Source organism: Pseudomonas putida (assembly GCF_001941965.1).
Classification (GTDB): domain Bacteria; phylum Pseudomonadota; class Gammaproteobacteria; order Pseudomonadales; family Pseudomonadaceae; genus Aquipseudomonas; species Aquipseudomonas putida_L.
In genome coordinates, this window is sequence record NZ_MKZO01000007.1 from 1 (window position 1) to 25,877 (window position 25,877).

General features: G+C 65.1%; 21 protein-coding genes and 1 pseudogene. 15 read left to right on the forward strand and 7 right to left on the reverse strand.

What is annotated here, in order from left to right; genetic code table 11:
- Positions 1-1,358 precede the first annotated feature (1,358 nt).
- From PSEMO_RS03755 to PSEMO_RS03770, 4 genes are all read left to right on the forward strand, one after another.
- Positions 1,359-1,958, forward strand: a complete 600-nt coding sequence (locus PSEMO_RS03755; protein WP_075801830.1) for a 2-hydroxychromene-2-carboxylate isomerase — start codon at positions 1,359-1,361, stop codon at positions 1,956-1,958.
- Positions 1,959-1,962: 4 nt separating this feature from the next.
- Positions 1,963-2,667, forward strand: a complete 705-nt coding sequence (locus tag PSEMO_RS03760) for an SDR family NAD(P)-dependent oxidoreductase (protein ID WP_075801831.1) — start codon at positions 1,963-1,965, stop codon at positions 2,665-2,667.
- 64 nt (positions 2,668-2,731) lie between these two features.
- On the forward strand, positions 2,732-3,286 hold the full coding sequence (locus PSEMO_RS03765) for a TetR/AcrR family transcriptional regulator (protein WP_075801951.1): 555 nt from the start codon (positions 2,732-2,734) through the stop codon (positions 3,284-3,286).
- A gap of 44 nt (positions 3,287-3,330) precedes the next feature.
- Positions 3,331-4,854: an FAD-dependent oxidoreductase gene (locus tag PSEMO_RS03770; RefSeq protein WP_075801832.1), complete on the forward strand. Its 1,524-nt coding sequence runs from the start codon at positions 3,331-3,333 to the stop codon at positions 4,852-4,854.
- Here PSEMO_RS03770 and PSEMO_RS03775 read toward each other — a convergent pair.
- The gene (locus PSEMO_RS03775; RefSeq protein ID WP_075801833.1) at positions 4,821-6,023 is read right to left on the reverse strand and encodes a sugar transporter; all 1,203 of its coding nucleotides are present in this window, start codon (positions 6,021-6,023) and stop codon (positions 4,821-4,823) included. The two genes, PSEMO_RS03770 and PSEMO_RS03775, sit on opposite strands and share 34 nt — an antisense overlap.
- 361 nt (positions 6,024-6,384) lie before the next feature.
- Here PSEMO_RS03775 and PSEMO_RS03780 point away from each other — a divergent pair, with 361 nt between their 5' ends.
- Positions 6,385-7,074 carry a GNAT family N-acetyltransferase gene (locus PSEMO_RS03780; RefSeq protein WP_075801834.1) on the forward strand — a complete coding sequence of 230 codons (690 nt, stop codon included), beginning with the start codon at positions 6,385-6,387 and terminating at the stop codon, positions 7,072-7,074.
- Between the two features lie 60 nt (positions 7,075-7,134).
- Positions 7,135-7,227 (forward strand): annotated as a pseudogene (locus tag PSEMO_RS32495) (pyrimidine/purine nucleoside phosphorylase); the annotation flags it as partial.
- Between the two features lie 177 nt (positions 7,228-7,404).
- Here the strand turns inward: PSEMO_RS32495 and PSEMO_RS03790 are convergent.
- The 4 genes from PSEMO_RS03790 to PSEMO_RS03805 all read right to left on the reverse strand — a co-directional run bounded on the left by PSEMO_RS03790 (position 7,405) and on the right by PSEMO_RS03805 (position 11,535).
- The gene (locus PSEMO_RS03790) at positions 7,405-8,379 is read right to left on the reverse strand and encodes a Bug family tripartite tricarboxylate transporter substrate binding protein (protein WP_075801835.1); all 975 of its coding nucleotides are present in this window, start codon (positions 8,377-8,379) and stop codon (positions 7,405-7,407) included.
- Positions 8,380-8,411: 32 nt separating this feature from the next.
- On the reverse strand, positions 8,412-9,914 hold the full coding sequence (locus PSEMO_RS03795) for a tripartite tricarboxylate transporter permease (RefSeq protein WP_075801836.1): 1,503 nt from the start codon (positions 9,912-9,914) through the stop codon (positions 8,412-8,414).
- A gap of 9 nt (positions 9,915-9,923) precedes the next feature.
- Positions 9,924-10,385 (reverse strand): tripartite tricarboxylate transporter TctB family protein, encoded by a 462-nt coding sequence (locus PSEMO_RS03800; RefSeq protein WP_256720966.1) that lies wholly within the window; start codon positions 10,383-10,385, stop codon positions 9,924-9,926.
- A gap of 79 nt (positions 10,386-10,464) precedes the next feature.
- The gene (locus PSEMO_RS03805) at positions 10,465-11,535 is read right to left on the reverse strand and encodes an LLM class flavin-dependent oxidoreductase (protein ID WP_075801837.1); all 1,071 of its coding nucleotides are present in this window, start codon (positions 11,533-11,535) and stop codon (positions 10,465-10,467) included.
- A gap of 242 nt (positions 11,536-11,777) precedes the next feature.
- On the opposite strand from PSEMO_RS03805, the gene PSEMO_RS03810 reads away from it, so the two are divergent.
- The 7 genes from PSEMO_RS03810 to PSEMO_RS03840 all read left to right on the forward strand — a co-directional run bounded on the left by PSEMO_RS03810 (position 11,778) and on the right by PSEMO_RS03840 (position 21,830).
- Positions 11,778-12,386: a cysteine dioxygenase family protein gene (locus tag PSEMO_RS03810; protein ID WP_064303470.1), complete on the forward strand. Its 609-nt coding sequence runs from the start codon at positions 11,778-11,780 to the stop codon at positions 12,384-12,386.
- A complete protein-coding gene (locus PSEMO_RS03815; RefSeq protein ID WP_075801838.1) occupies positions 12,383-13,966 on the forward strand; it encodes a rhodanese-related sulfurtransferase in 1,584 nt (527 codons plus the stop codon). The genes PSEMO_RS03810 and PSEMO_RS03815 overlap by 4 nt, the downstream gene beginning before the upstream one ends.
- 339 nt (positions 13,967-14,305) lie before the next feature.
- Positions 14,306-16,714: a TonB-dependent receptor plug domain-containing protein gene (locus tag PSEMO_RS03820; RefSeq protein ID WP_075801839.1), complete on the forward strand. Its 2,409-nt coding sequence runs from the start codon at positions 14,306-14,308 to the stop codon at positions 16,712-16,714.
- A 53-nt stretch (positions 16,715-16,767) separates the two neighbouring features.
- Complete coding sequence (locus PSEMO_RS03825) at positions 16,768-18,390, forward strand: ABC transporter substrate-binding protein (RefSeq protein ID WP_075801840.1); 1,623 nt, start codon at positions 16,768-16,770, stop codon at positions 18,388-18,390.
- Positions 18,387-19,337, forward strand: coding sequence for an ABC transporter permease (locus PSEMO_RS03830; RefSeq protein ID WP_075801841.1), 951 nt, complete (start codon positions 18,387-18,389; stop codon positions 19,335-19,337). Before PSEMO_RS03825 ends, PSEMO_RS03830 begins: the two co-directional genes overlap by 4 nt.
- 1 nt (position 19,338) lies before the next feature.
- A complete protein-coding gene (locus PSEMO_RS03835) occupies positions 19,339-20,229 on the forward strand; it encodes an ABC transporter permease (RefSeq protein WP_075801842.1) in 891 nt (296 codons plus the stop codon).
- On the forward strand, positions 20,226-21,830 hold the full coding sequence (locus PSEMO_RS03840; protein WP_075801843.1) for a dipeptide ABC transporter ATP-binding protein: 1,605 nt from the start codon (positions 20,226-20,228) through the stop codon (positions 21,828-21,830). Before PSEMO_RS03835 ends, PSEMO_RS03840 begins: the two co-directional genes overlap by 4 nt.
- Positions 21,831-21,990: 160 nt before the next feature.
- On the opposite strand, the gene sodC is transcribed toward PSEMO_RS03840, so the two are convergent.
- A complete protein-coding gene (sodC, locus tag PSEMO_RS03845) occupies positions 21,991-22,518 on the reverse strand; it encodes a superoxide dismutase family protein (protein WP_075801844.1) in 528 nt (175 codons plus the stop codon).
- Positions 22,519-22,666: 148 nt separating this feature from the next.
- Positions 22,667-23,152: an Lrp/AsnC family transcriptional regulator gene (locus PSEMO_RS03850; RefSeq protein WP_075801845.1), complete on the reverse strand. Its 486-nt coding sequence runs from the start codon at positions 23,150-23,152 to the stop codon at positions 22,667-22,669.
- Positions 23,153-23,274: 122 nt separating this feature from the next.
- On the opposite strand from PSEMO_RS03850, the gene PSEMO_RS03855 reads away from it, so the two are divergent.
- Together PSEMO_RS03855 and PSEMO_RS03860 are read left to right on the forward strand one after the other, a co-directional pair.
- Complete coding sequence (locus tag PSEMO_RS03855) at positions 23,275-24,306, forward strand: histone deacetylase family protein (RefSeq protein WP_075801846.1); 1,032 nt, start codon at positions 23,275-23,277, stop codon at positions 24,304-24,306.
- A 66-nt stretch (positions 24,307-24,372) separates the two neighbouring features.
- On the forward strand, positions 24,373-25,776 hold the full coding sequence (locus PSEMO_RS03860; protein WP_075801847.1) for an amino acid permease: 1,404 nt from the start codon (positions 24,373-24,375) through the stop codon (positions 25,774-25,776).
- Positions 25,777-25,877 lie beyond the last annotated feature (101 nt).

The following is a 25,877-nucleotide window of genomic DNA, read 5'->3' on the forward strand; positions in this document are numbered from 1 at the left end:
GCTGCGAGGTGCTTGCAGCGGCAAAAAAGGCTGAAATAGACGGCAGGTTTGACCGGGATTTGAGCGGCTACCGTTTTTTGAAAGTGTCGATGGCGAAGTAGCCGGAAAACAGGGGCTACTTCAGACCATCCTTTGGTCAAGGGCAGCAATGGGTCGATAGCCGCCTTTCGCTACCTACAGGTCATGGCAGGAAGCCATCACCCTAACAGTCCTGCCTCCTGAAGATCGTGATGGACGGAGTGAACGCAATTGAAGCAGCCTCTAGCCAAAGCACGCGCTCTTGCCCCTGGCATGTATAAAGCTGCAAATCTTCAGCTATCTCCGGCTTTCATGTAGTGAATTTCCTAACCACCCCCTGAGGCCGTTTCCTCCATTGCGCCCAATGGAGTCGACACCTACTCTACCCGGGTCGCTGTCAAATCAGCGGTCAGGCCTGGTCGCCTGAAAGAGCTAAGGTCTACCCAACAAGGGCCTATGCAATGAAAAAAATCGTTCCAGTTACATCCACTGATCGCCAACGCCCCACCACCGCCCACACCCATTTCGGCTCCTGCAACAACACCCATCCCCACATGTTCAGCGTCTGTGCTGGCATCAGCATAGAAGATGCCCTGGCGCATCTGGCCATGACGCTGGTGGCTGCCAGTGAAACCAATTTCCAGGTTTGTGAGTTGGCGGGGACGCGGGTGCGATCGCTGGCCTGGACTACTCAGCATTCGTTGGAGATGTGTCAGGCGTTGGTTGATTCGTTGTTGCGGGGAAAGGTGGTGGTGGGTTGTCTGGTCGGGTCTCATCGCTGCATAGGTATCTACACATCTCTCGTTCGGGCCCGGATGCTGGGCTTGCGCTGGATTTGTAGGAGCGCGGCTTGCCCGCGAAGGGCCGCACTGCGGCCCCTAAACCTGCCACACCGAATATCTGGGGCACTGAGGCCAAGCAGGCGCTGTATCCAAAACAGGTTCCCCCAACCTAGCTCGTGCGGGATGGTTTTGGGGCCGCAGTGCGGCCCTTCGCGGGCAAGCCTCGCTCCTACCTGAACGGCGTCGCCTGAAGATCTGCGCATCGACGCGAGATATGTAGATACCCATGCTCATCGCTCGCAAACCAGCTCCCACAACGGTCTTTGGTGGCCGCTGGATTTGCGCGGTGGCGTGGGCCTTTCGTGAGGGTTTGATCGGGGGTTGCAGTGGTGAATTTGCAACCGTAATCGCGGGTGAACCCGCTCCCACATGAGGGCGATGTGGTGCTGAGATCCTGCGCTCGATCCTGAGGATGTCATTTGACATCCATTTAGGATGATGAATAACATCCACACCAGCAGCCCCCCACCCAACCACCCACCAAAGGCCCCGAGATCCATGAATCTCCAATCCGTCTTCGACTACCGCAGCCCCTACGCCTACCTCGCCAACACCCGCCTGCCCAGCCTCGACCACCCCGTCGACCACCTCCCCATCGACATCCTCACCGTGATGAAGCAGGTCAACAACCAACCCTCTCCCGCCTGCCCGCCGAAACTCCGCTACTCCGGCATCGACGCCACCCGCTGGGCCGCGCTGTACCAGGTCCCCTTCGCCCCCAACAGCGCCCTGCTCCAGGCCATGGGCGAAGGCCGGTTCGACGGTGCCCTGCTGGTCCGCCTGGCCATCGCCGCCCAACAAACCGGCGTCTTCGAAACCCTCCACCCAGCATTATTCAAAGCCCTCTGGGCCAGCTCCACCGACCTCACCACCCCACACGCCCGAGAAACCTTCCTGCAATCCCTGAACCTCGACCCCACCCTCTGGCACCTCGCCGACACCCCGCACATCCACGCCCAACTCGCCGCCAACAACGCCCTCGCCATCGAGCGCGGCGTGTTCGGCGTGCCCACCTTCTTCTGCGACAACGAGATGTTCTTCGGCAACGACCGCCTCGATTTCGTACGCGCCGCAATCCAGCAAGCCAAAGGAGCCTGAAACCATGACCACCAAAAAACTCGCGATCGTCACCGGCGTCGGCCCGGGCACCGGGGCTTCCATCGTTCGCCGCCTGCTCGCCGACGGCTACCGCGTGGCCATGCTTGCCCGCAACGCCGAACGCCTCGCCGCCCTGCAGGACGAACTGCCCGACACCCACGCCTTCCCGGTGGATGTCAGCGATACCGCGCAACTGGAACAGACCCTTGACCAGATCAAGGCCCAACTGGGCGACGCCGATGTGCTCGTCCACAACGCCGTGGGTGCGACCTTCGGCAATTTCCGCGAGATCGACCCGCAGGCCCTGGAAACCAACTTCCACACCAACGTCATGGCCCTGCTCCATCTGGCCCGCACGCTGTCCCCGGCGATGGTGGACAAGGGCCAGGGCGCGATCATCGTGACCGGCAATACCTCGGCCTTGCGCGGCAAAGTCCATTTCGCCGCCTTCGCCCCGACCAAGGCGGCACAACGCATCCTCAGCGAGTCCATCGCCCGAGACCTGGGGCCGAAAGGCGTGCACGTGGCCTATCTGGTGATCGATGCGGTGATCGATATGCAGTGGACCCGCGAGATGCATCCGACCAAGCCCGACGACTTCTTTATCCAGCCCGACGATATCGCCGCCGAAGTCGGCCATCTGATCCAGCAACCCCGCAGCGCCTGGACCTTCCTGACCGAGGTGCGGCCCTTCGGCGAGACCTGGTAAGCCGCGCCGCCAGCCGGGGGCCGGTGCTATGATCAGCCCCCGGACCAAGCAGGAGACCGCCACCATGGGCCATTCCCAAGCCAGCAAGCAGAGTACCCACGAACGCATCGTCGCCATCGCCGCCGAGCGCTTCTGCGAACTGGGCCTCGACGGCCTGAGCATTGCCAACCTGATGAAGGAAGCCGGCCTGACCCACGGCGGCTTCTACAAGCATTTCGAGTCCCGCGACCAGCTTGTCGCAGAAGCCCTGGACACTGCCTTCAAACGCTCGGAAACCCCGCAACGCAAGGACTTCAACACCCTGGTCAGCGACTACCTGAGCCCCGAACACCGCGACGGCGTCGGTACCGGCTGCGCCGTCGGCGCACTGGTCAGCGATATCGGCCGGGTCGAGGGTGAGGCCCGCGAGCTGTACACCAACAAGCTGCGCGCCAACTTCAAGGGCATCGCCCATTTGCTGGGCGGTGCGGACGGCGAAAAACGCAAACAGGCAATGATCGCCTTCAGCGCCATGGTCGGCGCCCTGGGCCTGGCCCGGGCCTGCGCGGATGAGGAGATGTCGCGGGAGATTCTGGCAACCGTGCGGGAATTCCTCACAGCCAGCTTCGGCGAAGACTGACGCCCACCTCTACACTCTTCTGACAATCACCAGGAGAGCGTGGCATGAATGACACAGAAGTCCTGATCATCGGCGCCGGCCCCACAGGCCTGGTGCTCGCCCTGTGGTTGAGCAAGCTGGGCGTCAAGGTGCGTATCGTCGACAAGGCGAGCGGACCAGGCACCACCTCCCGCGCCCTGGCCGTACAGGCACGGACCCTGGAGCTGTATCGCCAGCTCGATCTGGCCGACACCGTGGTCGAGCGCGGCCATCAGGTGCCGGCGGCCAATCTCTGGGTCCGCGGCCAGCCGGCGGCCAAGCTGTCCCTGCAGAATATCGGCGCCGGCCTGACGCCCTACCCCTTCCTGGAAATCTACCCGCAGGACGAACACGAGAAGCTGCTGATCGAGCGCCTGCAAGGCTTCGGCATCGAGGTGCAGTGGAATACCGAGCTGCTGGAACTCAGCCAGGACGATCATCAGACCGTGGCCCGCCTGCGTCTGGCCAACGGTAGCGAAGAAGACTGCAGCGCCCCGTACCTCGCCGGCTGCGACGGCGCCCGCTCGGTGGTACGCAAGGCCCTGGGCATCGGCTTTCCCGGCGGGACCTTCGGGCAGGTGTTCTATGTCGCCGATGTGCAGGCCTCGGGGCCTGCCATCGATGGCGAATTGCATGTGGACCTGGATGAAGCAGATTTCGTCGCGGTCTTCCCGCTTGCTGGCGAGGGCCGCGTACGGCTGATCGGCACCGTGCGCGACGAACGCGCCGAACACCCGGAAAGGCTGACCTTCGCCGACGTCGGCAACCGCGCCATCGAGCAGATGCAGATCCAGGTGGAGACCGTGAACTGGTTTTCCACCTACCGCGTGCATCATCGCGTGGCCCAGCAGTTCCGCCGCCATCGCGCCTTCCTCCTCGGCGACGCCGCCCACGTGCACAGCCCGGCCGGCGGCCAGGGCATGAATACCGGGATAGGCGATGCCATCAACCTGGCCTGGAAACTGGCTGCGGTGCTGCATGGCAAGGCCACCGATGAGTTGCTGGTCAGCTATGAAATCGAGCGCAAGGCCTTTGCCGAACGCCTTGTAGCGACCACCGACCAGGTCTTCAACTTCATCAGCGCCAACGGGCGTGTCGCCAATCTGCTGCGCACGCGGCTGGCACCGGTGCTGCTGTCGCGGCTGGTGGCGATGGGCAAGGTGCGTTCGTTCATGTTCCGCACGGTGTCGCAGATCGGCCTCAACTACCGGCTGATGCCGCTGAGTTTCGGCACGGCCGGGCATGTGCATGGCGGCGACCGGCTGCCCTGGGCGCATGATGAAACGGCAGACAATTTCGCCGAACTGGCGCGGCCCTGCTGGCAGGTGCATGTCTACGGGCTTGCCGGCAAGGACCTGACCGGCTGGTGCGCAGCGCGGCAGATTCCGCTGCATGTGTTCGCCTGGAGCCCGGCCCACGAGGCGGCCGGGCTGGCGCGCAATGCCTTCTACCTGATCCGCCCGGACAGCTATGTGGCGCTGGCCGAGGCGTCATCCTCCACCTCGGCGCTGGAACGTTACTTCACCGAGCGCTCACTGAGACCCTGCTGAATCCCGAAGAACCGCCAGGTGGCGTACAGGCACAGGAGCAGGCCGGCCACGGCGAGGGAACCGCCGACGCCACCGATATACGACAGCCCCACCTGACTCACCACGATGCTGCCCAGCAGCGCGCCGCCGCCGATACCGACGTTGTACAGCCCGGAGAACATGGCCATGGCCACGTCGGTAGCGTCCGACGCCAGTTGCAGGACCTTGGATTGCAAGGCCAGGCTGAAGCACATGATCGCCATGCCCCACAGCCCGCACAGAGCGCAGAGCAGCACCGGCATACCGGCGAGCGGCAGCAGCAATAGCAAGGCGACGCCCAGCGCGGCGATCGCGGCGATCAGGAAGCCGCGCGGGAAGCGCTCGCTGAAGTGACTGAACAGGAACGAGCCGAAGATCCCCGCGCCACCGAACACCAGCAGCAACACCGTGGTCATTTCACTGCTCAGCGCCGCGACTTCCCGGGCGAACGGCTCGATATAGCTGTAGCCGGTGAATTGCGCGGTGATCACCAGCACCACCAGGGCATACACCGACATCAGCGCCGGGCGCTTGAGCAGGATCGGCAGGCTGCGCAGCGAGCCGGAGTTTTGACTTGGCAGCAGCGGCAGCGAACGCAGCAGCCAGAGCAGGGTCGCCACCGAGACCACGGCGATCCCGAGGAAAGTGGTACGCCAGCCCAGGGCTTCACCCACGACCCGGCCCAGCGGGATGCCGAGGACCATCGCCAGGGTGGTGCCGGTCGCCAGCAAGCCGAGGGCCTTGGCCTGCTTGCCCGGCGGTGCCACGCGCACCGCCAGCGAGGCGGTGATCGACCAGAACACCGCGTGGGCCAGGGCGATCCCTACCCGGCTGACCAGGAGCATGCCGAAGCTGGTGGCCATGCTCGACATCACGTGGCTGACGCTGAACAGCACGAACAACAGGCCCAGCAGGCGCCGGCGCTCGATATTACGGGTCAGCAGCATCATCGGCAGCGAGGTCAGCGACACCACCCAGGCGTACACCGTGAGCATCAGCCCGACCTGGGACGCCGGCATCTCGAAACTGCGCCCGATATCGCTGAGCAACGCCACCGGCACGAACTCGGTGGTGTTGAAGATAAAGGCACCCAGGGCCAGGGCGAAGACACTGAGCCAGCTGCCGCTACGGGCGTCGACGGGGCTATTCATGCGAGGGATACAGCTCCTGAACAGTACAAATCGCACGCGTGACAAAGGCATCCGTGACCCTGGGGGTCGGATGTGCCATGCGGTCTTTGTAGGAATAATTGCGCCGGAGTCTACGACAGCCCCTGCCCCGCCGCAAACGCTTGGCGCGTGGTTTGGGAATCGGGCGCCAGATTAACGTCAGGAGCCTGGCTGCTCCGCGAGATCTTTCAATCGCGGCTGCGAAGCCCGTGATAGAGCGAGAGCGTTGAATTTCACACATTTTGATACAACTGGCCCGCTGGGTTTTTGACGGGATGGCAAATTGCTGCGCTATACATGAAAAAAAGTTCATTTTCTTGACACAGCCTGCTCCGGAGGCTTTATGCGCGCACTCACTGCCCTGACCGTCCAACTCAAGCGCAAGGGACTGCGCCGCACCCTTCTCACCCTGTGGCGCCGCCATGTGTTCTTCCACTGGGAGCTGTTGTGGATGGAGCGTGACCTGACGACGCCGGTCGGCCCGCATAGCCTCAAGGACCACCCGCCGGTGCGCCTGGAGACCATCACCGAAGCCAATGCCGATGCCTTCGCCCGCCATTTCGGCGATCGCGTCGGGACCATGCGCGAACTGGCCCGCGAAGGGCATGTCGGGCACATGTACCTGGATGACGCGGGCGACGCGGTGGCCTTTATCTGGGCCAGTACCCGCGATTATCACGACCGTCATTACTACGGCTGCACCTTCCCGGTGGCGCCGGGGGACTTCTTCGAATTCGGCGGGGAAATGATCCCCGCCTATTTTGGCACCTGGCTCTCGGTGGATGCCCAGGTTAGCCTGTGGCAAGCCATGCAGGCACGTGGCTGCAGCCGGGTGGTGGATGTGGTGGAAACCCACAACGTGCCGGCCCTCAAGCTGCACCTGCGCATGGGTTACCAGGAGCAAGGCCGGGTAATGCACGTGTACGGGCTGTTCGGGCGCTGGAAGCTGTTTCGCCAGAGCCGCTACAGCGGCTCGCGGCTGGTGCCGCTGTGCACGACAAGGGCGCAGCCGGTGAAGGTGGAGATGGCCTGACAGATGATTTCAGGTGATCCCTGTGGGAGCTGAGCTCACTTCAGGAATTGTGCAACCCGCTCCGCCGGCAGCCAGTTCAGTGTTCCGGCCAATGCCAAGTTCCAATTGAAGGTAGCGGTGGATACCGCTTACCTGTGCGGGTACCGCGACTGATCAGCGGCTTGCACAAATCACTGTGGGAGCTGGCTTGCCAGCGATAGGGCCGGCAAGGGCAGTGATGTTGCCTGATCTGGCCTCATCGCTGGCAAGCCAGCTCCCACAGGGCCTGCAGTGTTCTTTGGATCAGCGACCCAACGCCTCGCGCAGCCTGCAAGGGCATTTACCGCCCCATCATTCCAGGGTGATTTTCCCCGCCTCGATCACCTCGCCCCAGCGCTTGCCATCCTCGGCGATCAATTCGGCGAATCCGGCAGGCGTGCCCTGTTCGACGCTGATGCCGTTCTGGGCGAAGCGCTCGGCGGTTTGTGGTGACCTGGCGATGACGCCAATGGCCCCGCTCAACTTTTCCACCAGTTCCGGCGCCGCGCCCTTGGGCAATACGATGCCGAACCAGCCCGAGGCGACGAACCCCGGCAACCCGGCTTCGGTGGCGCTGGGCACGCCGGGCAGCAGCGGCGAGCGCTCGGCACTGCTGAGCACCAGGCCCTTGAGTTTGCCGGCCTGGATCTGCGGGGCGAGGACGGTGAGGGTATCCACCGCCACGTCCACTTCGCCGCCGAGCAGGCCGGTCACTGCCGGAGCGCTGCCCTTGTAGGGCACATGCAGCAGGTCGGTGCCGGACAGGTGCTTGAGCAGCTCGCCGGAGAGATGGCAAAGCGTGCCATTGCCGCACGACGAATAGCTCAACGCCCCCGGCCTGGCCTTGGCCTCGGCGATCAGTGCCGGCAGCGAGTCGATCTTGCTCGACGCCTGCACCGCCACCACGTTCGGCACCGAGGCCACCACCGCCACCGGCACGAAGTCCTTGACCGGGTCGTAGCGCAGGTCCTTTTGCAGGTTCGGCAGGATGGCCAGTTGTCCGGCCGTGGCCAGGGACAGGGTGTAGCCATCGGGCCTGGCCTTGGCCACCGCTTCGGCGGCGATCGCCGTGCCGGCGCCGGGCTTGTTGTCCACCACCACTGGCTGGCCCAACGAGGCGGAAAGCTGCTCGGCGTAATAACGGCCGATGGTGTCCGCCGCACCACCGGGCGGGAATGGCACCACCAGGGTCAGCGGTCGACTCGGGTAATTGTCGGCCTGGGCCAGGCCGGTGATGCCCAGGGCCAGGGCGGCCAGGGCGAAGGTGACGGAGCGGGCAAGTTTCATGGGGCAATTCCTGGACGAGTGGGAGAAGAAAGTCAGTCTTCGCTGAAGGCCACCTGGCGGGTGGCGCGCAAGCGTGGCGAGCACATCAACAGCACCACCAATGCGGTGACGATCAGCAGGGTCAGGCTCAAGGGCCGGCTGAAGAACACCGTGGGATCGCCACGAGACAGCAGCATCGCCCGGCGCAGGTTCTCTTCCATCAGCGGGCCGAGCAGGTAGCCCAGCAGCAGCGGTGCCGGCTCGCAGCGCAGCTTGATGAACAGGTAGCCGAGCAAGCCGAAGGCCACGGTCAGCAGCACGTCGAACAGGCTGTTGTTGACGCTGTACACGCCAATGCAGCAGAACAGCAGGATCGACGGGTACAGCAGGCGATACGGCACCGCCAGCAGGCGCACCCAGATGCCCACCAACGGCAGGTTGAGCACCAGCAGCAACAGGTTGCCCAGCCACATGCTGACGATCAGGCCCCAGAACAGCTCGGGGCACTCGTCGATCACCTGGGGGCCGGGGACGATACCGTGGATCATCATGGCCCCGGCCATCAGCGCCATCACCGCGTTGGACGGCAGGCCCAGCACCAGCATGGGAATGAAGGAAGTCTGCGCCCCGGCATTGTTGGCCGACTCGGGCCCGGCAACCCCTTCGATGGCGCCCTGGCCGAAGCGCTCCGGCTCCCTGGCCAGGCGCTTTTCGATCATGTACGAGCCGAAGGAGCCGAGCATCGCCCCGCCGCCGGGCAATATGCCCAGCAGCGAACCGAGCCCGGTGCCCCGCAGGATCGGTTTCCAGCTGCGTCGATAGTCGTCCCGCGACGGCATCAGGCTGCCGACCCGGGCCACCTGGGCCTTGCCGCCGTGATCGCGCTCAAGGTTGGCGATGATCTCGGCGATACCGAAGATGCCCATCGAGATCACCACGAAGCTGATGCCGTCGCTCAATTCGGGAATGCCGAAGGTGAAGCGCTCGACCCCGGAGTTCACATCGGTGCCGACCAGCCCGAGCAGCAGCCCGAGCAGGGTCATGGCGATGGCCTTGAGTACGTCGCCCTGGGCCAGGACGATGGCCGCCACCAAGCCCAGCAGCATCAGCGAAAAGTATTCCGCAGGGCCGAATTTCAAGGCGGCTTCCGCCAACGGCGTGGCAGCGGCGGCCAGCAGCAGAATCGCCAGGCTGCCGGCAACGAACGAACCGATCGCCGCGATGGCCAGCGCCGCTCCCGCCCTGCCCTTGCGCGCCATGGCATGGCCGTCGAGGCAGGTCACCACCGAGGAGGACTCGCCGGGCAGGTTGACCAGGATCGCGGTGGTCGAGCCTCCATACTGGGCGCCGTAGTAGATACCGGAGAGCATGATCAGCGCCGCCGACGGGGTCAGGCCGTAGGTGATCGGCAGCAGCATGGCGATGGTCGCCACCGGCCCCAGCCCCGGCAGGACGCCGACCAGGGTGCCGAGGGTGACGCCGACGAAGCAGTACAGCAGGTTGTTCAGGGTAAAGGCCGCTTGCAGGCCGATCGCCAGGTGATCGAGCAGTTCCATGGCGCGCCCTCAGACCGGCCAGGCCGGCAGGTTCAGACCCAGGCCCCAGGCAAACACCGCCACGCTGAACAGCCCCAGCACACAACCGAGCACGGTCAGTTCGCCAAGGTGGGCGCGGCGCCGGGCCAGGCCGCTGAGCAGGGTCATGAGCAGGGTTGACAGGGCCAGGCCCAGGCTAGGCAGCAACAGGGCGAAGGCCACCACGCTGCCGCCTATGGACAGCCCGGGCCGGGCCTGGAACAGCTCGCCCAGCGCCACCCGTTCCCGCGACAACGCCAGGCCGCGTACCAGCAGGACCGCCCCCAGCACACACAGCGCCAGGCTGACCAACCAGGGGAAATAACCGGCGCCCATGCGCATGGCCGTGCCGCTGGCGTAGTCGCGGCCGATCAGCAGGCCGGCCAGGCCGAAGCCGAGAAACAGCAGGCCGGCCAGCAATTCGCGGGCATCGGGAATCAGTCGGGTACGCACGGGTCTCTCCAGGTGCCAGTGTCCGGCACTGTGGTTGACGATCCGCGCGTGCGGTCTCGTGGGGGCTGAATGGAATGGATCAGGCCAGTCGGGCAGCGACCTTGGCCCGGGTCAGGGGCAGCAATTCGCAGCCATAGTCCTCGGCATCGACCACCGGGTCGAAGCCACGAATCAGGAAGGTCTTCACGCCCAGGTCGTAGTAGGCCAGCAAGGCATCGGCCACCTGCTCGGGGGTGCCCACCAGCGCGGTGGAGTTGTGCCCGCCGCCGACCAGCCCGGCGATCCCGGTCCACAGCCGTTCATCGACCCGCTCGCCCTTGGCCACGGTGTCGAGCAGGCGCTGTGCGCCGACGCTCTGCGGCTTGTTGGCGATCACCGGGCCGGAGCGCTCGATACGCTGGCGCGCCGTTCCAAGAATGCTTTCGGCCTTGGCCCAGGCGGCCTCCTCGGTGGCGGCGATGATCGGCCGGAACGACACGCTGAACTCGATCTCGCGACCGTGGCGAGCCGCCTCGGCACGCACCGCGGCGATGGTCTCGCGGGTCTGCTCCAGCGATTCGCCCCACAGGGCGAAGACATCGGCATGCTTGCCGGCGACCTGCAGCGCGGCCGCCGAGGAGCCGCCGAAATACACCGGCAAGTGGGGTTTCTGCAGGGGCTTGATCGCCGAGAAGGCCTTTTCTGCCTGGCAGTAGGTACCCGCGTGGTCGAATGGACGTTCCTCGGTCCAGACCTTGCGCACCACCTCGAGGAACTCGTCGGTGCGGGCGTAGCGCTGGTCGTGCTCGAGGTAGTCGCCGTCCTTGCGCTGCTCGACGTCGTTGCCGCCGCTGATCACATGCAGGGCCAGACGCCCGTCGAGCAGGTGCTCAAGGGTCGCCAGCTTGCGTGCGGCCAGGGTCGGGGCGACGAAGCCCGGGCGGTGGGCAAGCAGGAAGTGGATCCTGGACGTCGCCAGCCCGGCCAGGGCGGTGACCAGGAAGCCGTCCGGCTGATCGGACCAATAGCCCACCAGGACACGGTCGAAACCCGCCTCTTCATGCACCTGGGCGAAACGGGTGATGTACGCCTTGTCGAAGATCGGGCCGCTGGCGTCGATGGTTTCCGATGACAGCCGATGGCCGATCATGCCGATGAATTGCACGCTCATGCTGGATCTCCCTGAAGGCGGACGGTTATAGGAACGGGGATGTTCAAAACGATCGCTTATAAGCTAACGGCCGCACCGTCCGCTGTGAAATTCTTTTCCGGCATAAGCTAATTCAAAAAATAAAGAATAATCTTTTATCTTTAAAATTCTTGTTTCGCATATTAGCTTATGCGGAATTCGAATTTTGAGAATGATCCTGCCGTTGCTAGGGTTCCTTGAAACCGCAGCCTGAGCCTTGAAAAATGACCCATCCCCTACGTCTCGACCGCCTGCGCCGGTTCATCGGCGACCTGGCCGAACTGCTGGAGCAGGAACACGAAGAAGCCGCCATCCTCGATCGCGGGCAGAACCTGTTGCAGCAATTGGTAGCCCATGACGACTGGCTGCCACCGGAGCTGGCCCAACCCAGCCCCGAGCGTTACCAGCAGTTCCTCCTGCACGCCGATTCACGCCAGCGCTTTTCGGTGGTGAGTTTCGTCTGGGGCCCGGGGCAGCGCACGCCGATCCACGATCACCGGGTCTGGGGCCTGATCGGCATGCTGCGCGGCGCCGAGTATTCCCAGGGCTTCGCCCGTACCGAAAGCGGCGCGCTGATTCCGGCGGGCGACGCCGTGCGCCTGGCGCCCGGGCAGGTCGAAGCGGTGTCGCCACGTATTGGCGATATCCATGAAGTGCGCAATGCCCACGACGACCAGGTGTCCATCAGCATCCACGTCTACGGCGCCAATATCGGCGCAGTGAAGCGCGCCGTGTACCTCGCCGACGGTAGCGAGAAACCCTTTATCTCCGGCTATTCCAACACCCGCTTGCCCAATATCTGGGACCTGTCCAAAGAGAACCCCGCCCCATGAGCACCGCGACTACCCGCTCCTATGCCGAGCTGCGCCAGCACCTGCTGGCCAAGGATGAACTGGCCCTGATCGATGTGCGCGAGGAAGCGCCCTTCGCCCTGGAGCACCCGCTTTTCGCGGCCAATATCCCGCTGTCGAAACTGGAAATCGAGATCTACGCCCGGGTGCCCCGCCGGGATACCCAGGTCACTGTCTATGACGATGGCGAAGGTCTTGCCGAAAGTGCCGCCGAGCGCCTGCGCGAGCTGGGCTACAGCGATGTGGCCCTGCTCGAAGGTGGCCTGGCCGGCTGGCGTGACGCCGGCGGCGAGCTGTTCCGCGACGTCAATGTACCGAGCAAGGCTTTTGGCGAACTGGTCGAGGCCAAGCGGCATACGCCGTCGCTGGCCGCCGAGGAAGTCCAGCAGTTGCTGGATGACAAGGCCAACGTGGTGGTGCTCGACGCCCGCCGCTTCGACGAATACCAGACCATGAGCATCCCCGGCGGCATCAGCGTGCCGGGGGCGGAACTGGTGTTGCGCGTGGCGGAACTGGCACCGGACCCGCAGACCCGGGTCATCGTCAACTGCGCCGGGCGTACCCGCAGCATCATCGGCACCCAGTCGCTGGTCAATGCCGGGATTCCCAACCCGGTCTCGGCCCTGCGCAACGGCACCATCGGCTGGACCTTGGCCGGGCAGCAACTGGCCCATGGGCAGGCGCAGCGCTTTGTCGAAGTCAGCGCTGAAACCCGCGACAACGCCGCACGCCAGGCCCGAGCCGTGGCAGACAAGGCCGGGGTGGCGCGTATTTCCAAAAGTGAACTGGCGACCTGGCAGGCTGAGGCTAACCGCACCACCTATCTGTTCGATGTGCGCACCCCGGAGGAATACGCCAAGGGCCACCTGCCCGGCAGCCGCTCCACCCCGGGCGGCCAGTTGGTCCAGGAGACCGATCACAACGCCAGCGTGCGCGGTGCGCGGATCGTGCTGGTGGATGACGAGGGCGTGCGGGCCAATATGAGTGCCTCGTGGCTCGCGCAGATGGGCTGGCAGGTCGCGGTGCTCGATGGTTTCGACGCCAGCGACTTCAGCGAGACCGGCGAGTGGCAGGCGCCGTTGCCCGAACTGCCGCAACCACCGTCGATCCCGGGTGAGCAGTTGCAGCAATGGCTGGAAGCCGGCGACACCGTGCTGCTGGATTTCACCACCAGTGCCAACTATGTGCAGCGGCATATCCCCGGTGCGCACTGGGCGATCCGTGCGCAACTGGCGCAAGCGCTGGAGAAACTGCCGGTGGCCGAGCGCTATGTGGTGACGTGTGGCAGCAGCCTGCTGGCGCGTTTTGCGGCAGTGGACCTGCAGACGCTGACGCGCAAGCCGGTGTTTCTGCTGGAAGGCGGCACCGGGCGCTGGATTGCCGAAGGGCGGGCACTGGAGCACGGCGAGACGAATCTGGCGGTGCCGCGCAGCGATCGTTATCGCCGGCCGTATGAGGGGACGGATAACCCGAGGGAAGCGATGCAGGGCTATCTGGATTGGGAGTTCGGGTTGGTGGAGCAGTTGGGGCGGGATGGGACGCATGGTTTCCATGTGATCTGACACACCACTTTTCCAAACCCCGACAACAATCCCTGTGGGAGCTGGCTTGCCAGCGATGAGGCCATCAAGAACACCGGTGTTCTTCAGGGCCCTATCGCTGGCAAGCCAGCTCCCACAGGGTTTTGTGCAACTGACTAAAAATCATTTTTATGCATATTTATCAAAATTAATAATTCCCAAAAAGAATAATATTTATATTCCAAAAAAGAATTTCCACTCAATTTCTTATAAAAATAAGATCATCCCCAGACGATCTCGTCACCCCTTCACCACACCCCAGGCAATCCACCTGCACCCACACCCCGGGCCAGTGCCAGCTTTGACGGACCAAGCCCGCCCATGCCCCAGCACTTCCCTATCAGCGCCCTGACCGCCGCCCTGCTCTTCGCCGGCCTCGCCCCGAGCACACAGGCTGCGAGCAACGACACCCACCTGGACACCGTGACCGTGATCTCCACCGGTATCCGCGGCCAGGAACGCAGCGTGGCCGACAGCCCGGCGCCGATCGATGTGATCAACAGCGAACAACTGCTCAAGACCGGCCGCGCCGAACTCTCCGAAGCCATCTCGCGCCTGCTGCCGTCGTTCAACTTCGGCACCAATATCGCCGGCTACAACTCGGTCACCCGCCCCCTGAGCAACCGCAGCCTGGGCCCGGCCTATACCCTGGTGCTGGTCAACGGCAAGCGCCGGCACAACGGCGCGGTGGGCCAGCGCGGCAATATCGACAACAGCGGCGCCAACGCGGTGGATATCGACCTGATCCCGGTCAGCGCCGTGGACCATATCGAAGTGCTCAAGGACAGCGCCGCCGCCCAGTACGGCTCGGACGCCGTGGCCGGGGTGATCAATATCATCCTCAAGTCCAGCGCCTCCGGCGGCCATGTCGAGAGCAGCTACGGCAAGCTTTATTCCGGCCAGGGCGAAACCATCAAGGTGGCCGGTGACGAAGGCTTCAAGCTGGGTGAGAGCGGCTTCCTGCACCTCTCCGCCGATGCCCGCAAGCGCGGTACCGCCGCCTGGAACGGCAAGGCCGACAGCAGCGTCAAGGCCTTTTCCGACCCGGTGAAGGAAGCCGCCTGGGATCGCGTGGCGATCAAGAACGGCGACCCGGAGATCAAGGCCTTCAACGTCGCCTATAACGCCGAGCTGCCGCTGGACGCCCTGACCCTCTATTCCTACGCCACCTACGGCGAACGCGAGGCCGAAGCCTACAACTATTTCCGCCTGCCCACCGGCACCGCCGCCGTACCCGAGCTGTTCCCCGACGGCTACTACCCGCTGAACAACATCAAGGACCGCGACTACCAGTTCCTGTTTGGCGGCAAGGGCGAACGCGCCGACTGGCACTGGGACCTGAGCACCACCTACGGGCGCAACAACATCCACCACTCCAGCGACTTCAATATCAACCCGTCCCTCGGCACCGCGACCCCGACCAGCTTCGACAACCTGGCGACCTTCCGCTTCGAGCAGTGGGTCAACAACTTCGACCTGACCCGGCGCTACGACAGCCTGTTCGGCCTGACCTCGCCGGTACAGGTCTCGGCCGGCCTGGAACATCGCTGGGAGCGCTTCAGCACCTTCGCCGGCGACCCCGAGGCCTATATCACCGGCAGCTACCCCGCCGCCTCCGGCGCCCAGGCCGCCGTAACGCTGCGCCCGGAAGACGAGGTCAGCCTGATCCGCAACAACTACGCGGCCTACCTCGACCTTGGCTTCGACCTCACCGAGCGCTGGTTCCTCGACCTGGCCGGGCGCGTCGAGCACTACGACGACGATTCCGGCAACACCTTCGGCCTCAAGCTCAACTCGCGCTATGAACTGACCGACCAGTGGGCCGTGCGCGGCACCGTCGGTACCGGCTTCCGCGCACCGTCCCTGACCCAGATCGGCTACACCGTGGCCGACAACCGCGTGGCCACCGACGTCAACGGCAACGTGGTCCCGGCCGTGACCCGCCTGACTCCGTCCGACAGCAGCCTGGCCGCGGCCCTCGGTGGCGACAAGCTCAAGCCGGAGAAATCCCGCAACCTCGGTTTCGGCGTGACCTGGCAACCGGCGCCACGCACCAGCATCACCGCCGACGCCTACCTGATCGATATCGACGACCGCATCACCCTGACCAGCAACATCTACGACCAGGGCAACGGCGTCATCACCAACATCCTGCAAAGCCAGGGCGTCGCTCCGGGCACCTGGGTCAACTACTACACCAACGCCTACGACACCCGCACCAAGGGCCTGGACATCGTCGCCGATCACAGCACCGACTTCGGCGCCTGGGGCGATGTGCGCTGGAGCCTGGCGTTCAACTGGAACAAGACCAGCATCGAGGACGTGCGCGATACCCCGGCGTCCCTGGCCGGCTCCGGCATCACCCTGGTGGGCCGCGACCGTGAAGGCGACCTGACCGTGGCCAGCCCGGAAACCAAGTGGATCCTCGGCGCCAACTGGAAGGTCGACGACCTCGCGGTCAACCTGCAGACCACCCGCTACGGCAGCGTCAAGACCCTCGCGGTCAACCCCAGCGGCGACCGCAGCTTCGGCGCCAAGTGGATCACCGACCTGGACGTGGCCTACACCTTCTTCGACCAGCTGACCGTCAGCGTCGGCGCCACCAACCTGTTCGACGTGCGCCCGGACAAGCACGCGGTGTACAGCCCGCTGGGCCTGGCGCCCTACGGCAACCCGCCGTTCCACCCCGGTGGCGGCTACTGGTACAGCAAGATCGCCTACGATTTCTGACCCATCCGGCCGCGCTGCCAGGATGCAGCGCGGCCTTTCGACGAGGAACGCCCATGAGACTGCAACGAACCCTGGCCAGCGCGGCCATCCTGCTCGCCCTGGGCCTCTCGGGTTGCTCGCCCTCGCAACCGGACGCCCAGGCGGCGAGCACCCTGAAGATCGCCTTCTTCAATGACAACACCCAACTGGTCAGCATCGACCCGTTCCAGGTCTATTGGCTGGAACACCGGGTGGTGCTGCGCAACGTGGTCGAGGCCCTGACCGACCAGGACCCGCAGACCGGGCAGATCATCCCCTGGCTGGCCGAACGCTGGGAGATCAGCCCGGATGCCCGGGAATACACGTTCTACCTGCGCAAGGACGTGACCTTCAGCAATGGCGAGCCCTTCGACGCGCAGGCGGTGAAGACCGCCTTCGACAGCAACAAGGCCTTCGCCGCCGAGCTGCCCAGCACCTTCGGCGCCACTTATCTGGCCGGCTACGACCACGCCGAGATCCTCGACCCGCACAGCATCAAGCTGGTGCTGAGCAAGCCCAACGCCGGCTTCCTCCAGGCCACCTCCACCACCAACCTGTCGATCCTCGCCCCCGAGTCCTACCGCAAGACTGCCAAGGAGCGCTCCCTCGGCGCGGTGATCGGCAGCGGCCCGTTCAAGATCGAACACTACACCCCGGAAACCGGCCTGCGCCTGGTGCGTCGCGAGGGCTATGCCTGGGCTTCAGCCAACGTGCAGAACAAGGGCGATGCGCACCTGTCGGCCATCGAGGTCAGCTATGTGCCGGAGGAAAGCGTACGCAACGGCCTGTTCCTGCAGGGCAAGGTGGATATCCTCTGGCCGCGGGTGCCGTTCTCCGAGGTCGACCTGCAACTGTTCCAGCGCAATGACGCGACCATCCAGAGCCGCTCCCTGCCCGGCCCTGCGCTGAACCTCTACCCGAACACCCGGGGCAACCGCATCCTCGCCGACCAGAAGGTGCGCCAGGCCCTGCTCAAGGCCATCGACCGCAAGAGCTACGCCAGCACCGTCTACAACGACGCCTTCCCGGTGGTGGACGGCGTCTACGACGTGACCACCCCGTATTTCCGCAGCCAGGGCGACAAGCTCGCCTACGACCCGCAAGGCGCGGCGAAGCTGCTGGACGCCGCCGGCTGGACCCTCGGCCAGGACAGCTACCGCTACAAGGACGGCAAGCGCCTGGCCCTGCAATACAACCTGCCCGGCAAGGAAACCGCAGGCGATGTGCTGATCCAGGACCAACTGCGCAAGGTCGGCATCGAGCTCAAGCTCAAGGTGCAAACCACTGCCGAATGGGCCGCCGCCAACGCCGCCGGCGCCTACGACCTGACCTACAGCTACATGACCCGGGCCGACCCGATCATCCTGCAGACCATCCTCGACCCGCGCAGCGCCAACAGCTCGACCCTGGCCACCAACACCTACGAACCCAACGTGCTGCCCCTGGCGCAGACCCTGTTCGACGCTGGCCTCACCGCTACCGCTTCCGAGCAACGCGCCGATGCCTACGGCGAGCTGCAGGACCTGCTGATCGACCAGGGCTCGGCGATCCCGGTGTACGAGCGGGTCTGGCAGGCGGCAACCTCCAAGCGCGTGCAGAACTTCCGCTGGAGCGCCGAGGGCTTCGCCTTCCTCAATGACATCGAGGTCAAGCCATGAGCCGCTACCTGCTCGGCCGTATCGCCCAGGCCGCGCTGGTGTTGTGGGGGGCGTACAGCATCACCTACTTCATCCTCTACCTGCTGCCGGGGGACCCGCTGAGCATCATGCTCAGTGCCTCGGGCATGGAGATCGATGCGCTGTCGCCGGAGCAACTGGCCAAGGCCAAGGCCTACTACGGGCTGGACCAGGGCTTGCTGGAGCGCTACGTCGACCTGCTGCTCGGCGTCTTGCAGGGTGATCTGGGCCAGTCCCTGACCCTGAATCGCCCGGTCACCGAGATCCTCGCCGAGCGCCTGCCGCAGACCCTGGCCCTGGCGGGGTTCGCTATCGTCCTGTCGCTGATCGGCGGTGTGGGCCTGGCGTACCTGGCTGCCTACGTGCGCTGGCAGCCGCTGAAAACCGCGTTGTCGCGCCTGCCGGCCCTGGGCTTTTCCGTGCCGGTGTTCTGGATGGGCCTGCTGCTGATCCAGATATTCGCCTTCGGCCTGGGCTGGTTCCCGGCCACCGGCAGCGTCGGTTTCGACAGCCTGGTGCTGCCGGCGGTGACCCTGGCGATCCCCAGCGCGGCGGTGTACGCCCAGGTGCTGCAGCGGGGCTTCCAGGATGTCTGGCGCGAGCCCTACATCGTCACCGCCTACGCCAAGGGCCTGAGCCGTGCCCAGGTCCAGGCCCGCCATGGCCTGCGCAACGCCGCCCTGCCGCTGCTGACCCTGATCGGCCTGCAGGTGGGCAATACCGTGTCCGGCGCGGTGCTGGTGGAAACCATCTTCGCCCGCAACGGCGTCGGCCGCCTGGTCCAGGAGGCCGTGCTGCGCCAGGACATCCCGCTGGTGCTGGCGGTGGTCACGGTGTCCGCCGCCGCCTTCGTGCTGGTCAACCTGCTGGTGGACCTGCTCTACCCCATCCTCGATCCGCGCATCACCCATGCGCCCAAGGTGAGCTGAGATGACCGTACTGCAACGTCTGATTCCCGTGACCCGCGATGTGGCCCACTGGCGTCCGCGCCGGCGCCTGCAACGGCTGCTCGACCAGGCCGGGCCGCTGCTGCGCCGGCCGGGGTTCGTGGTGGCGCTGATCCTGGTGCTGTTCACCCTGCTCGCCGCGCTCTGGCCGGCGTTGTTCACCCAGGTCGATCCCTACGCGACACAGCCGTCGGCCAAGCTGTTGCCGCCGAGTGCCGTGCACTGGTTCGGCACCGATGAGCTGGGGCGCGATCTGTATACCCGGGTGCTGTATGGCGCGCGGCTGTCGGTCGAAGCAGCGTTGCTCGCGGTGGGACTGGCGCTGGTCAGCGGCCTGGGCCTGGGCATCGTCTCGGGCTTTATCGGTGGGCGTGTCGACAACCTGATCATGCGCCTGGTGGACGTGCTGCTGGCCCTGCCCGGCCTGCTGCTGGCGCTGGCCATCGTCACTGCCATCGGCTTCGGCACCATTCCGGTGGCGATCGCCGTGGGCGTCGGCATCATCCCCGGCTTTGCCCGCACCACCCGCGCCGAGGTGCTGCGGATCAAGACCCTGCCTTATGTCGAAGCCGCACGCCTGGGCGGTGCGAGCTGGGGCCGGACCCTGCTGCGCCATGTGTTGCCTAACGCCTGGGGCCCTGTGGCGGTGCTGGCGACCCTGGATATCGGCGCGGCGATCCTCGCCACAGCCGGCCTGAGTTTCCTCGGCTTCGGCGCCGCGCCACCGGCGGCCGAGTGGGGCACGCTGATCGCCAACGGTCGGCACTTCCTCATCACCGCCCCCTGGGTGTCGCTGCTGCCGGGGCTGTTCCTGGTGCTGGTGGTGTTCAGCCTCAACCATATCGCCCGTACCTTCGAGGAGACCCAGCGATGAGCCGCCTGATCGATGTGCAGGACCTGCGGGTCAGCTACCACAGTGGCGGCCGCGTCACCGAGGCGGTGCGCGGGGTGAGCTTTCATCTCGAGCCGGGGGAGACCCTGGCCATCGTCGGTGAGTCGGGCTCGGGCAAGACCACGATCGCCAGCGCCCTGCTCGGCCTGTTGCCGGCGACGGCGCGGATCGACGGCGGCGTGCTGAAGATCACCGATCACGATATCAGCCACGCCAGCGAGCGCAGCAAGCAGCAACTGCGCGGCCGGGTGGTCGGGTTGGTGCCGCAGGATCCGATGGTCAGCCTCAATCCGACCCTGAGCATCGGCAAGCAGATCGGCGAAAGCCTGATCCTGCGCCATGGCAAGCGCTATCCGGGGCTGGATGCGGATGTGCTGGAACTGCTCGAACAGGTCGGACTCGACAACCCGGCCCTGCGCGCGGCCCAGTATCCCCATGAACTGTCCGGCGGCATGCGCCAGCGGGTGCTGATCGCCATTGCCCTGGCCAGCGAGCCGCAATTGATCATCGCCGACGAGCCCACCAGTGCCCTGGATGTAACGGTGCAGAAGCGCATCCTGGATCATCTGGAGCAACTGGTTAAGGCGCGGGGGATCGCCCTGGTGATCATCACCCATGACCTGGGCGTGGCGGCGGACCGTGCCGACCGGGTGCTGGTGATGCGCCAGGGCGAGGTGGTGGAAAGCGGTGTGGCGCGTGAAGTGCTTTCAGATCCGGCCCATCCCTACACTCGCGACCTGCTGGCCGCTGCGCCGGCCTTTGGCGAAACGCCGCGGCCGGTGCCGGTATCGAGCCTCGGCGCACAGCCACTGCTGGAATTCGAAGGGGTCGGCAAGCGCTTCCAGCTACCGCGCGGGCAGCATTTCCGGGCGCTGCAGGACCTGAGCCTGGCGGTCTACCCGGGGCAGACGCTGGCCATCGTTGGCGAATCCGGTTCGGGCAAGAGCACCAGCCTGCGGATTGCCCTGGGGCTGGAGCAACCGAGCACGGGCCGGGTGCGGTTTGCCGGGCAGGATATCGGCGGGCTGAGCTGGAAAGCGTTCAGGCCGCTGCGCCAGCGCATGCAATTGGTGCAGCAGAATCCGTTCGCCGCGCTGGACCCGAAGTTCAGTATCTATCAAAGCGTGGTCGAGCCACTGGTGTCCTTCGGCCTGCTCAAGGGTCGTGCGCTGGAACAGGCGGCGCGGCGCTTGATGGAGCAGGTGCAGCTGCCGGCCAGTTATCTGGACCGGCTGCCCCGGGAGCTGTCCGGCGGGCAGCGCCAGCGGGTCGCGATTGCCCGGGCGCTAGCGTTGCAGCCGGACCTGTTGCTGCTGGACGAGCCAGTCTCGGCGCTGGACGTGTCGGTGCAGGCGCAGATTCTCGATCTGCTGCGGGAGTTGCAGGCGGAACTGGGGGTGGCCTATGTGCTGGTGTCCCATGACCTGGCGGTGGTCGCCAGCCTGGCGCACCAGGTGGTGGTGCTGAAACAGGGACAGGTGGTGGAGCAAGGGGAGGCAGGTCAGGTGCTGGGGCAGCCGCAGGCCAGCTATACCCGGGAGTTGCTGGAGGCGGTGCCTGGGCGGAGGCTGGCAGTGGCCTGATTCCCTGGCGTCCTCCAGGGCCTCATCGCTGGCAAGCCAGCTCCCACAGGTTCGGCGGTGCACGCGGTCCCTGTGGGAGCTGGCTTGCCAGCGATGAGGCCCGCAAACACCCAAAAAAAATCCCGGCCAGATGACCGGGATCTTCATGTTCACAGAAGCCTTATTTGATCACCCCACAAGCAAACCGAGCCGCCCCGCCACCCAGCGGTGCCGGATGATCCGAGTGGTTGTCCCCACCGGCATGAATCATCAGCGCATGCCCCTTCAGCTCGTCCAGCGTCTTGATCTTCGGTGCCAGCAGCGGCTGCGAAGCCTTGCCATCGGCGGTGACGATCAGGGCCGGCAGGTCGCCCAGATGGCCGTCATCCTCCCACGGGAAGTTGTGCTTGCCGGTGTTCTTCGGATCCCAGTGACCACCGGCGCCACCGGCCGGTACCGGCTTGCCATCGGCCTCGGTCGGCGCGCAGCTGGGGTTGGCATGCACGTGGAACCCATGCACGCCCGGCGCCACGCCGGTCAGTTCAGGGGTGAACACCGCGCCGTACCGGCTTTCGGTGATGGTGACGAAGCCGACGCTCTTGCCTTCGCCCTGGGCGGTGGCTTCCTTGAGTTCGACCTTGATCGAGTCGGCGGCCTGCACCGCGGCGCTGGCACACAGGGCAACTGACAGGGCAATCCACTTTTTCATTGGGCGCGTTCCTTATTTCGCAGAAAAAATCGCTTGAGAGCTTAGACAAGAACCGGCGGAAGGTTCGAATGAAAATCACTGCCAGCAATATCAGGCAACAGCTCTGGCACAACAGTTCCCTCAAAACCGTCGCAGCGCCGCGCAGACCTCACTCCGGCACCGGCAAACGCGTCACCGCCTTGACCTCGCGCAACGACAGGCTCGACTGGATCGAGGCAATCCCCGGCTGGCGCCGCAGCACGTCCTCGACGAAGCGCCCGTAGCTCTCCAGGTCCGTCGCCACCACCGTCAGCATGTAGTCCGCCTCCCCCGTGACCTTGTGGCACGAGAGCACCTGGGGCAGCGCCTTGATCGCCCGTTCGAACTGGTCCGGCGCATTGTCGGAGACATTACCGAAACGCACCTGGGCGAAGGCCATGACGTCATAGCCAAGCTTGCGGCGATCCAGGTTGGCCTGGTAATCACGGATGATGCCCAGGTCCTCCAGGCGTTTGCGCCGCCGCCAGCACGGGGTCACCGACATCGACAGGCGCTCGCCCAGGGCCGCGCTGGACAGGGTGCCGTCCTCCTGCAACAGCCCCAGCAAGGTACGGTCGACACCATCCAGCGACTCGAAAGAACTGTCTTTGCTCACATCGCCCACCTCTTGAAATGACTTTGCTCACTTAACCCGATTCATCGGAAATAAAGCAAAACAATTTCCCGACGCCAGCGCGAAAATCGTCTTCACAACAACACCCCAGTGAGGACACTCCCGTGCTGACCGTTTTCAGTTCCAGCCACCGCCTGCACCACGGCACCGAGCTCAAGGATGGCGCGCTGACGCCGTCCTTCGAAAAACCGCAACGGGCCGAGACCGTCCTGGCCCGGGTGCGCAGCAGCGGCCTGGGCGAGGTGATCGGCGAGCAGCGCCATGACCGCGCCTGCTACGTTGCCGCCCATAGCGAGCGCTATGTGAGTTTCCTGGAAAATGCCTGGAGCGAGTGGTCGGCCACCGGCAAGACCCACGACGCCCTGCCCCTGGTCTGGCCGGTTCGCGACCTGGCCAGCGCCCCGGAACCCGGCTTTATCGACGGCAAGCTGGGCTTCTACGCCATGGACGCCGGCTCGCCGATCACCGCCGGCACCTGGGAAGCGGTGCGCGCCAGCGCCGACGTGGCCCTGACCGCGATGGACAAGGTGCTCGACGGCCATCACAGCGCCTTCGCCCTGTGCCGACCGCCAGGACACCACGCCGCCCGCGAATACATGGGCGGCTATTGCTACCTGAACAACGCCGCCATCGCCGCCGAACGCTGCCTGGCCCAGGGCTCGAAACGGGTCGCCATCCTCGATGTCGACTTCCACCACGGCAACGGCACGCAGAACATCTTCTACGACCGCCCGGATGTGTTCTTCGCTTCGATCCACGGTGATCCGCACGTGTCCTACCCGTACTTCTCCGGCTATGCCGAGGAAACCGGCACCGGTGCAGGCGAAGGCTGCAACGCCAACTACCCACTGGCCCGCGGCACGACGTGGAGCCGCTTCAGCGAGGCACTGGACCACGCCCTGGCGCGGATCGTCGCCTACCGCCCGGAGCAACTGATCATCTCCCTCGGCGTCGACACCTTCGAGGACGACCCCATCAGCCATTTCCGCCTGACCAGCGAGGACTTCCTGCGCATGGGCCAGCGCATCGCCGGGGCCGGGCTGCCGACCCTGTTCGTGATGGAAGGCGGCTACATGGTCGACGAGATCGGCATCAACGCGGTGAACACCCTGCAGGGCTTCGAAGCCAACACCTGACGCACCCGCCCCGCCCGCCTGGCGGGGCTTCAACGACCTACTAGAACAACAAAAGAGGTTCGACCAATGCACACGTCATCCGCACGCCCGGAGGCTGCCGGGCATCTGCAACGCACCCTGGAAAACCGCCATATCCAGCTGATCTCCATCGGCGGGGCGATCGGCACCGGGCTGTTCATGGGCTCTGGCAAGATCATCGCCCTGGCTGGCACCTCGATCATCCTGGTCTACGCGATCATTGGCTTCTTCCTGTATTTCGTGATGCGCGCCATGGGCGAGCTGTTGCTCAGCGACCTGCGCTTCAAGTCCTTCGCCGATATCGTCGCCGCCTACCTCGGGCCACGGGCCGGCTTCGTCCTCAGTTGGTCGTACTGGCTGAGCTGGAGCGTGGCGGTGGTCGGCGACGTGGTGGTGGTCGCCGGCTTCATGCAGTACTGGTACCCGGACCTGCCGGCGTGGATGCCGGCGTTTTTCACCCTGTTCCTCCTGCTCGGCCTGAACATGCTGGCGGTGCGGATCTTCGGCGAGGTGGAATTCTGGTTCGCGATCATCAAGATCATCGCCATCGTCGCCCTGATCCTCACCGCGCTGGTGATGATCGCCACCGGTTTCACTTCGCCCAACGGCGTGCAGGCGTCACTCGGGCATATGGCAACCCCGGGGGCGATCTTTCCCCATGGCCTCAGCGGCTTCTTCGCCGGTTTCCAGATCGCGGTATTCTCCTTCGCCGGCACCGAGCTGATCGGCACCACCGCCGCCGAAGCCAAGAACCCGGAGCGCACCTTGCCCAAGGCGATCAACACCATCCCGGCGCGGATCCTGCTGTTCTACATCCTTGCGCTGGTGTGCATCATCAGCGTGGTGTCCTGGGCCGAAGTGCCGGCCAACCGCAGCCCCTTCGTCGAACTGTTCCTGCTCGCCGGCTTCCCTGCCGCCGCCGGGATGATCAATTTCGTGGTGCTGACCTCGGCGGCGTCCTCGGCCAACAGCGGCGTGTATTCCGGCTGCCGGATGCTCTTCGGCCTGGCCGAGCGGCGCAACGCTCCGGGGATCTTCGGGCGCCTGTCCAAGCTCAGTGTGCCGGTGTACAGCCTGCTGTTCTCGGGGGTGTGCATGCTGGTGGGCCTGACCCTGCTGTTCGTGATTCCCGAGGTGATGACGGTGTTCACCCTGATCTCCACGGTGTCGGCGGTGCTGGTGCTGTTTACCTGGTCGATGATCCTGATCGCCTATATCGCCTATCGCCGGGCCAATCCGGCGGCGCACCAGCGCTCCCGTTTCAAGCTGCCGGGCGGCGTACCGATGGCCGTGGCGACCCTGGGCTTCCTGCTGTTCGTCCTGTCGCTGCTGGCCCTGGAAGCCGATACCCGCGCGGCGCTGCTGGCCATGCCGTTCTGGTTCGTGTTCCTGCTGCTGATGTATCGCCGGCGCAGCAGCAAAAGCGCGGCCGGGCAGTTGAACAACGCCTGAGCCCGACCTGCGACATTTCGCCCGGGTCACAGGACGTGACCCGCTGGCGAGCCGTGGTTGTCTCCCTCTTTACGACAACAATCACAACAACACGGCTGACC

Coding starts and splice junctions, on each gene's coding strand:
- PSEMO_RS03755 (WP_075801830.1), top strand. CDS start 1,359: ATGAATCTCCAATCCGTCTTCGACTACCGCAGCCCCTACGCCTACCTC.
- PSEMO_RS03760 (WP_075801831.1), top strand. CDS start 1,963: ATGACCACCAAAAAACTCGCGATCGTCACCGGCGTCGGCCCGGGCACC.
- PSEMO_RS03765 (WP_075801951.1), top strand. CDS start 2,732: ATGGGCCATTCCCAAGCCAGCAAGCAGAGTACCCACGAACGCATCGTC.
- PSEMO_RS03770 (WP_075801832.1), top strand. CDS start 3,331: ATGAATGACACAGAAGTCCTGATCATCGGCGCCGGCCCCACAGGCCTG.
- PSEMO_RS03775 (WP_075801833.1), bottom strand. CDS start 6,023: ATGAATAGCCCCGTCGACGCCCGTAGCGGCAGCTGGCTCAGTGTCTTC.
- PSEMO_RS03780 (WP_075801834.1), top strand. CDS start 6,385: ATGCGCGCACTCACTGCCCTGACCGTCCAACTCAAGCGCAAGGGACTG.
- PSEMO_RS03790 (WP_075801835.1), bottom strand. CDS start 8,379: ATGAAACTTGCCCGCTCCGTCACCTTCGCCCTGGCCGCCCTGGCCCTG.
- PSEMO_RS03795 (WP_075801836.1), bottom strand. CDS start 9,914: ATGGAACTGCTCGATCACCTGGCGATCGGCCTGCAAGCGGCCTTTACC.
- PSEMO_RS03805 (WP_075801837.1), bottom strand. CDS start 11,535: ATGAGCGTGCAATTCATCGGCATGATCGGCCATCGGCTGTCATCGGAA.
- PSEMO_RS03810 (WP_064303470.1), top strand. CDS start 11,778: ATGACCCATCCCCTACGTCTCGACCGCCTGCGCCGGTTCATCGGCGAC.
- PSEMO_RS03815 (WP_075801838.1), top strand. CDS start 12,383: ATGAGCACCGCGACTACCCGCTCCTATGCCGAGCTGCGCCAGCACCTG.
- PSEMO_RS03820 (WP_075801839.1), top strand. CDS start 14,306: ATGCCCCAGCACTTCCCTATCAGCGCCCTGACCGCCGCCCTGCTCTTC.
- PSEMO_RS03825 (WP_075801840.1), top strand. CDS start 16,768: ATGAGACTGCAACGAACCCTGGCCAGCGCGGCCATCCTGCTCGCCCTG.
- PSEMO_RS03830 (WP_075801841.1), top strand. CDS start 18,387: ATGAGCCGCTACCTGCTCGGCCGTATCGCCCAGGCCGCGCTGGTGTTG.
- PSEMO_RS03835 (WP_075801842.1), top strand. CDS start 19,339: ATGACCGTACTGCAACGTCTGATTCCCGTGACCCGCGATGTGGCCCAC.
- PSEMO_RS03840 (WP_075801843.1), top strand. CDS start 20,226: ATGAGCCGCCTGATCGATGTGCAGGACCTGCGGGTCAGCTACCACAGT.
- sodC (WP_075801844.1), bottom strand. CDS start 22,518: ATGAAAAAGTGGATTGCCCTGTCAGTTGCCCTGTGTGCCAGCGCCGCG.
- PSEMO_RS03860 (WP_075801847.1), top strand. CDS start 24,373: ATGCACACGTCATCCGCACGCCCGGAGGCTGCCGGGCATCTGCAACGC.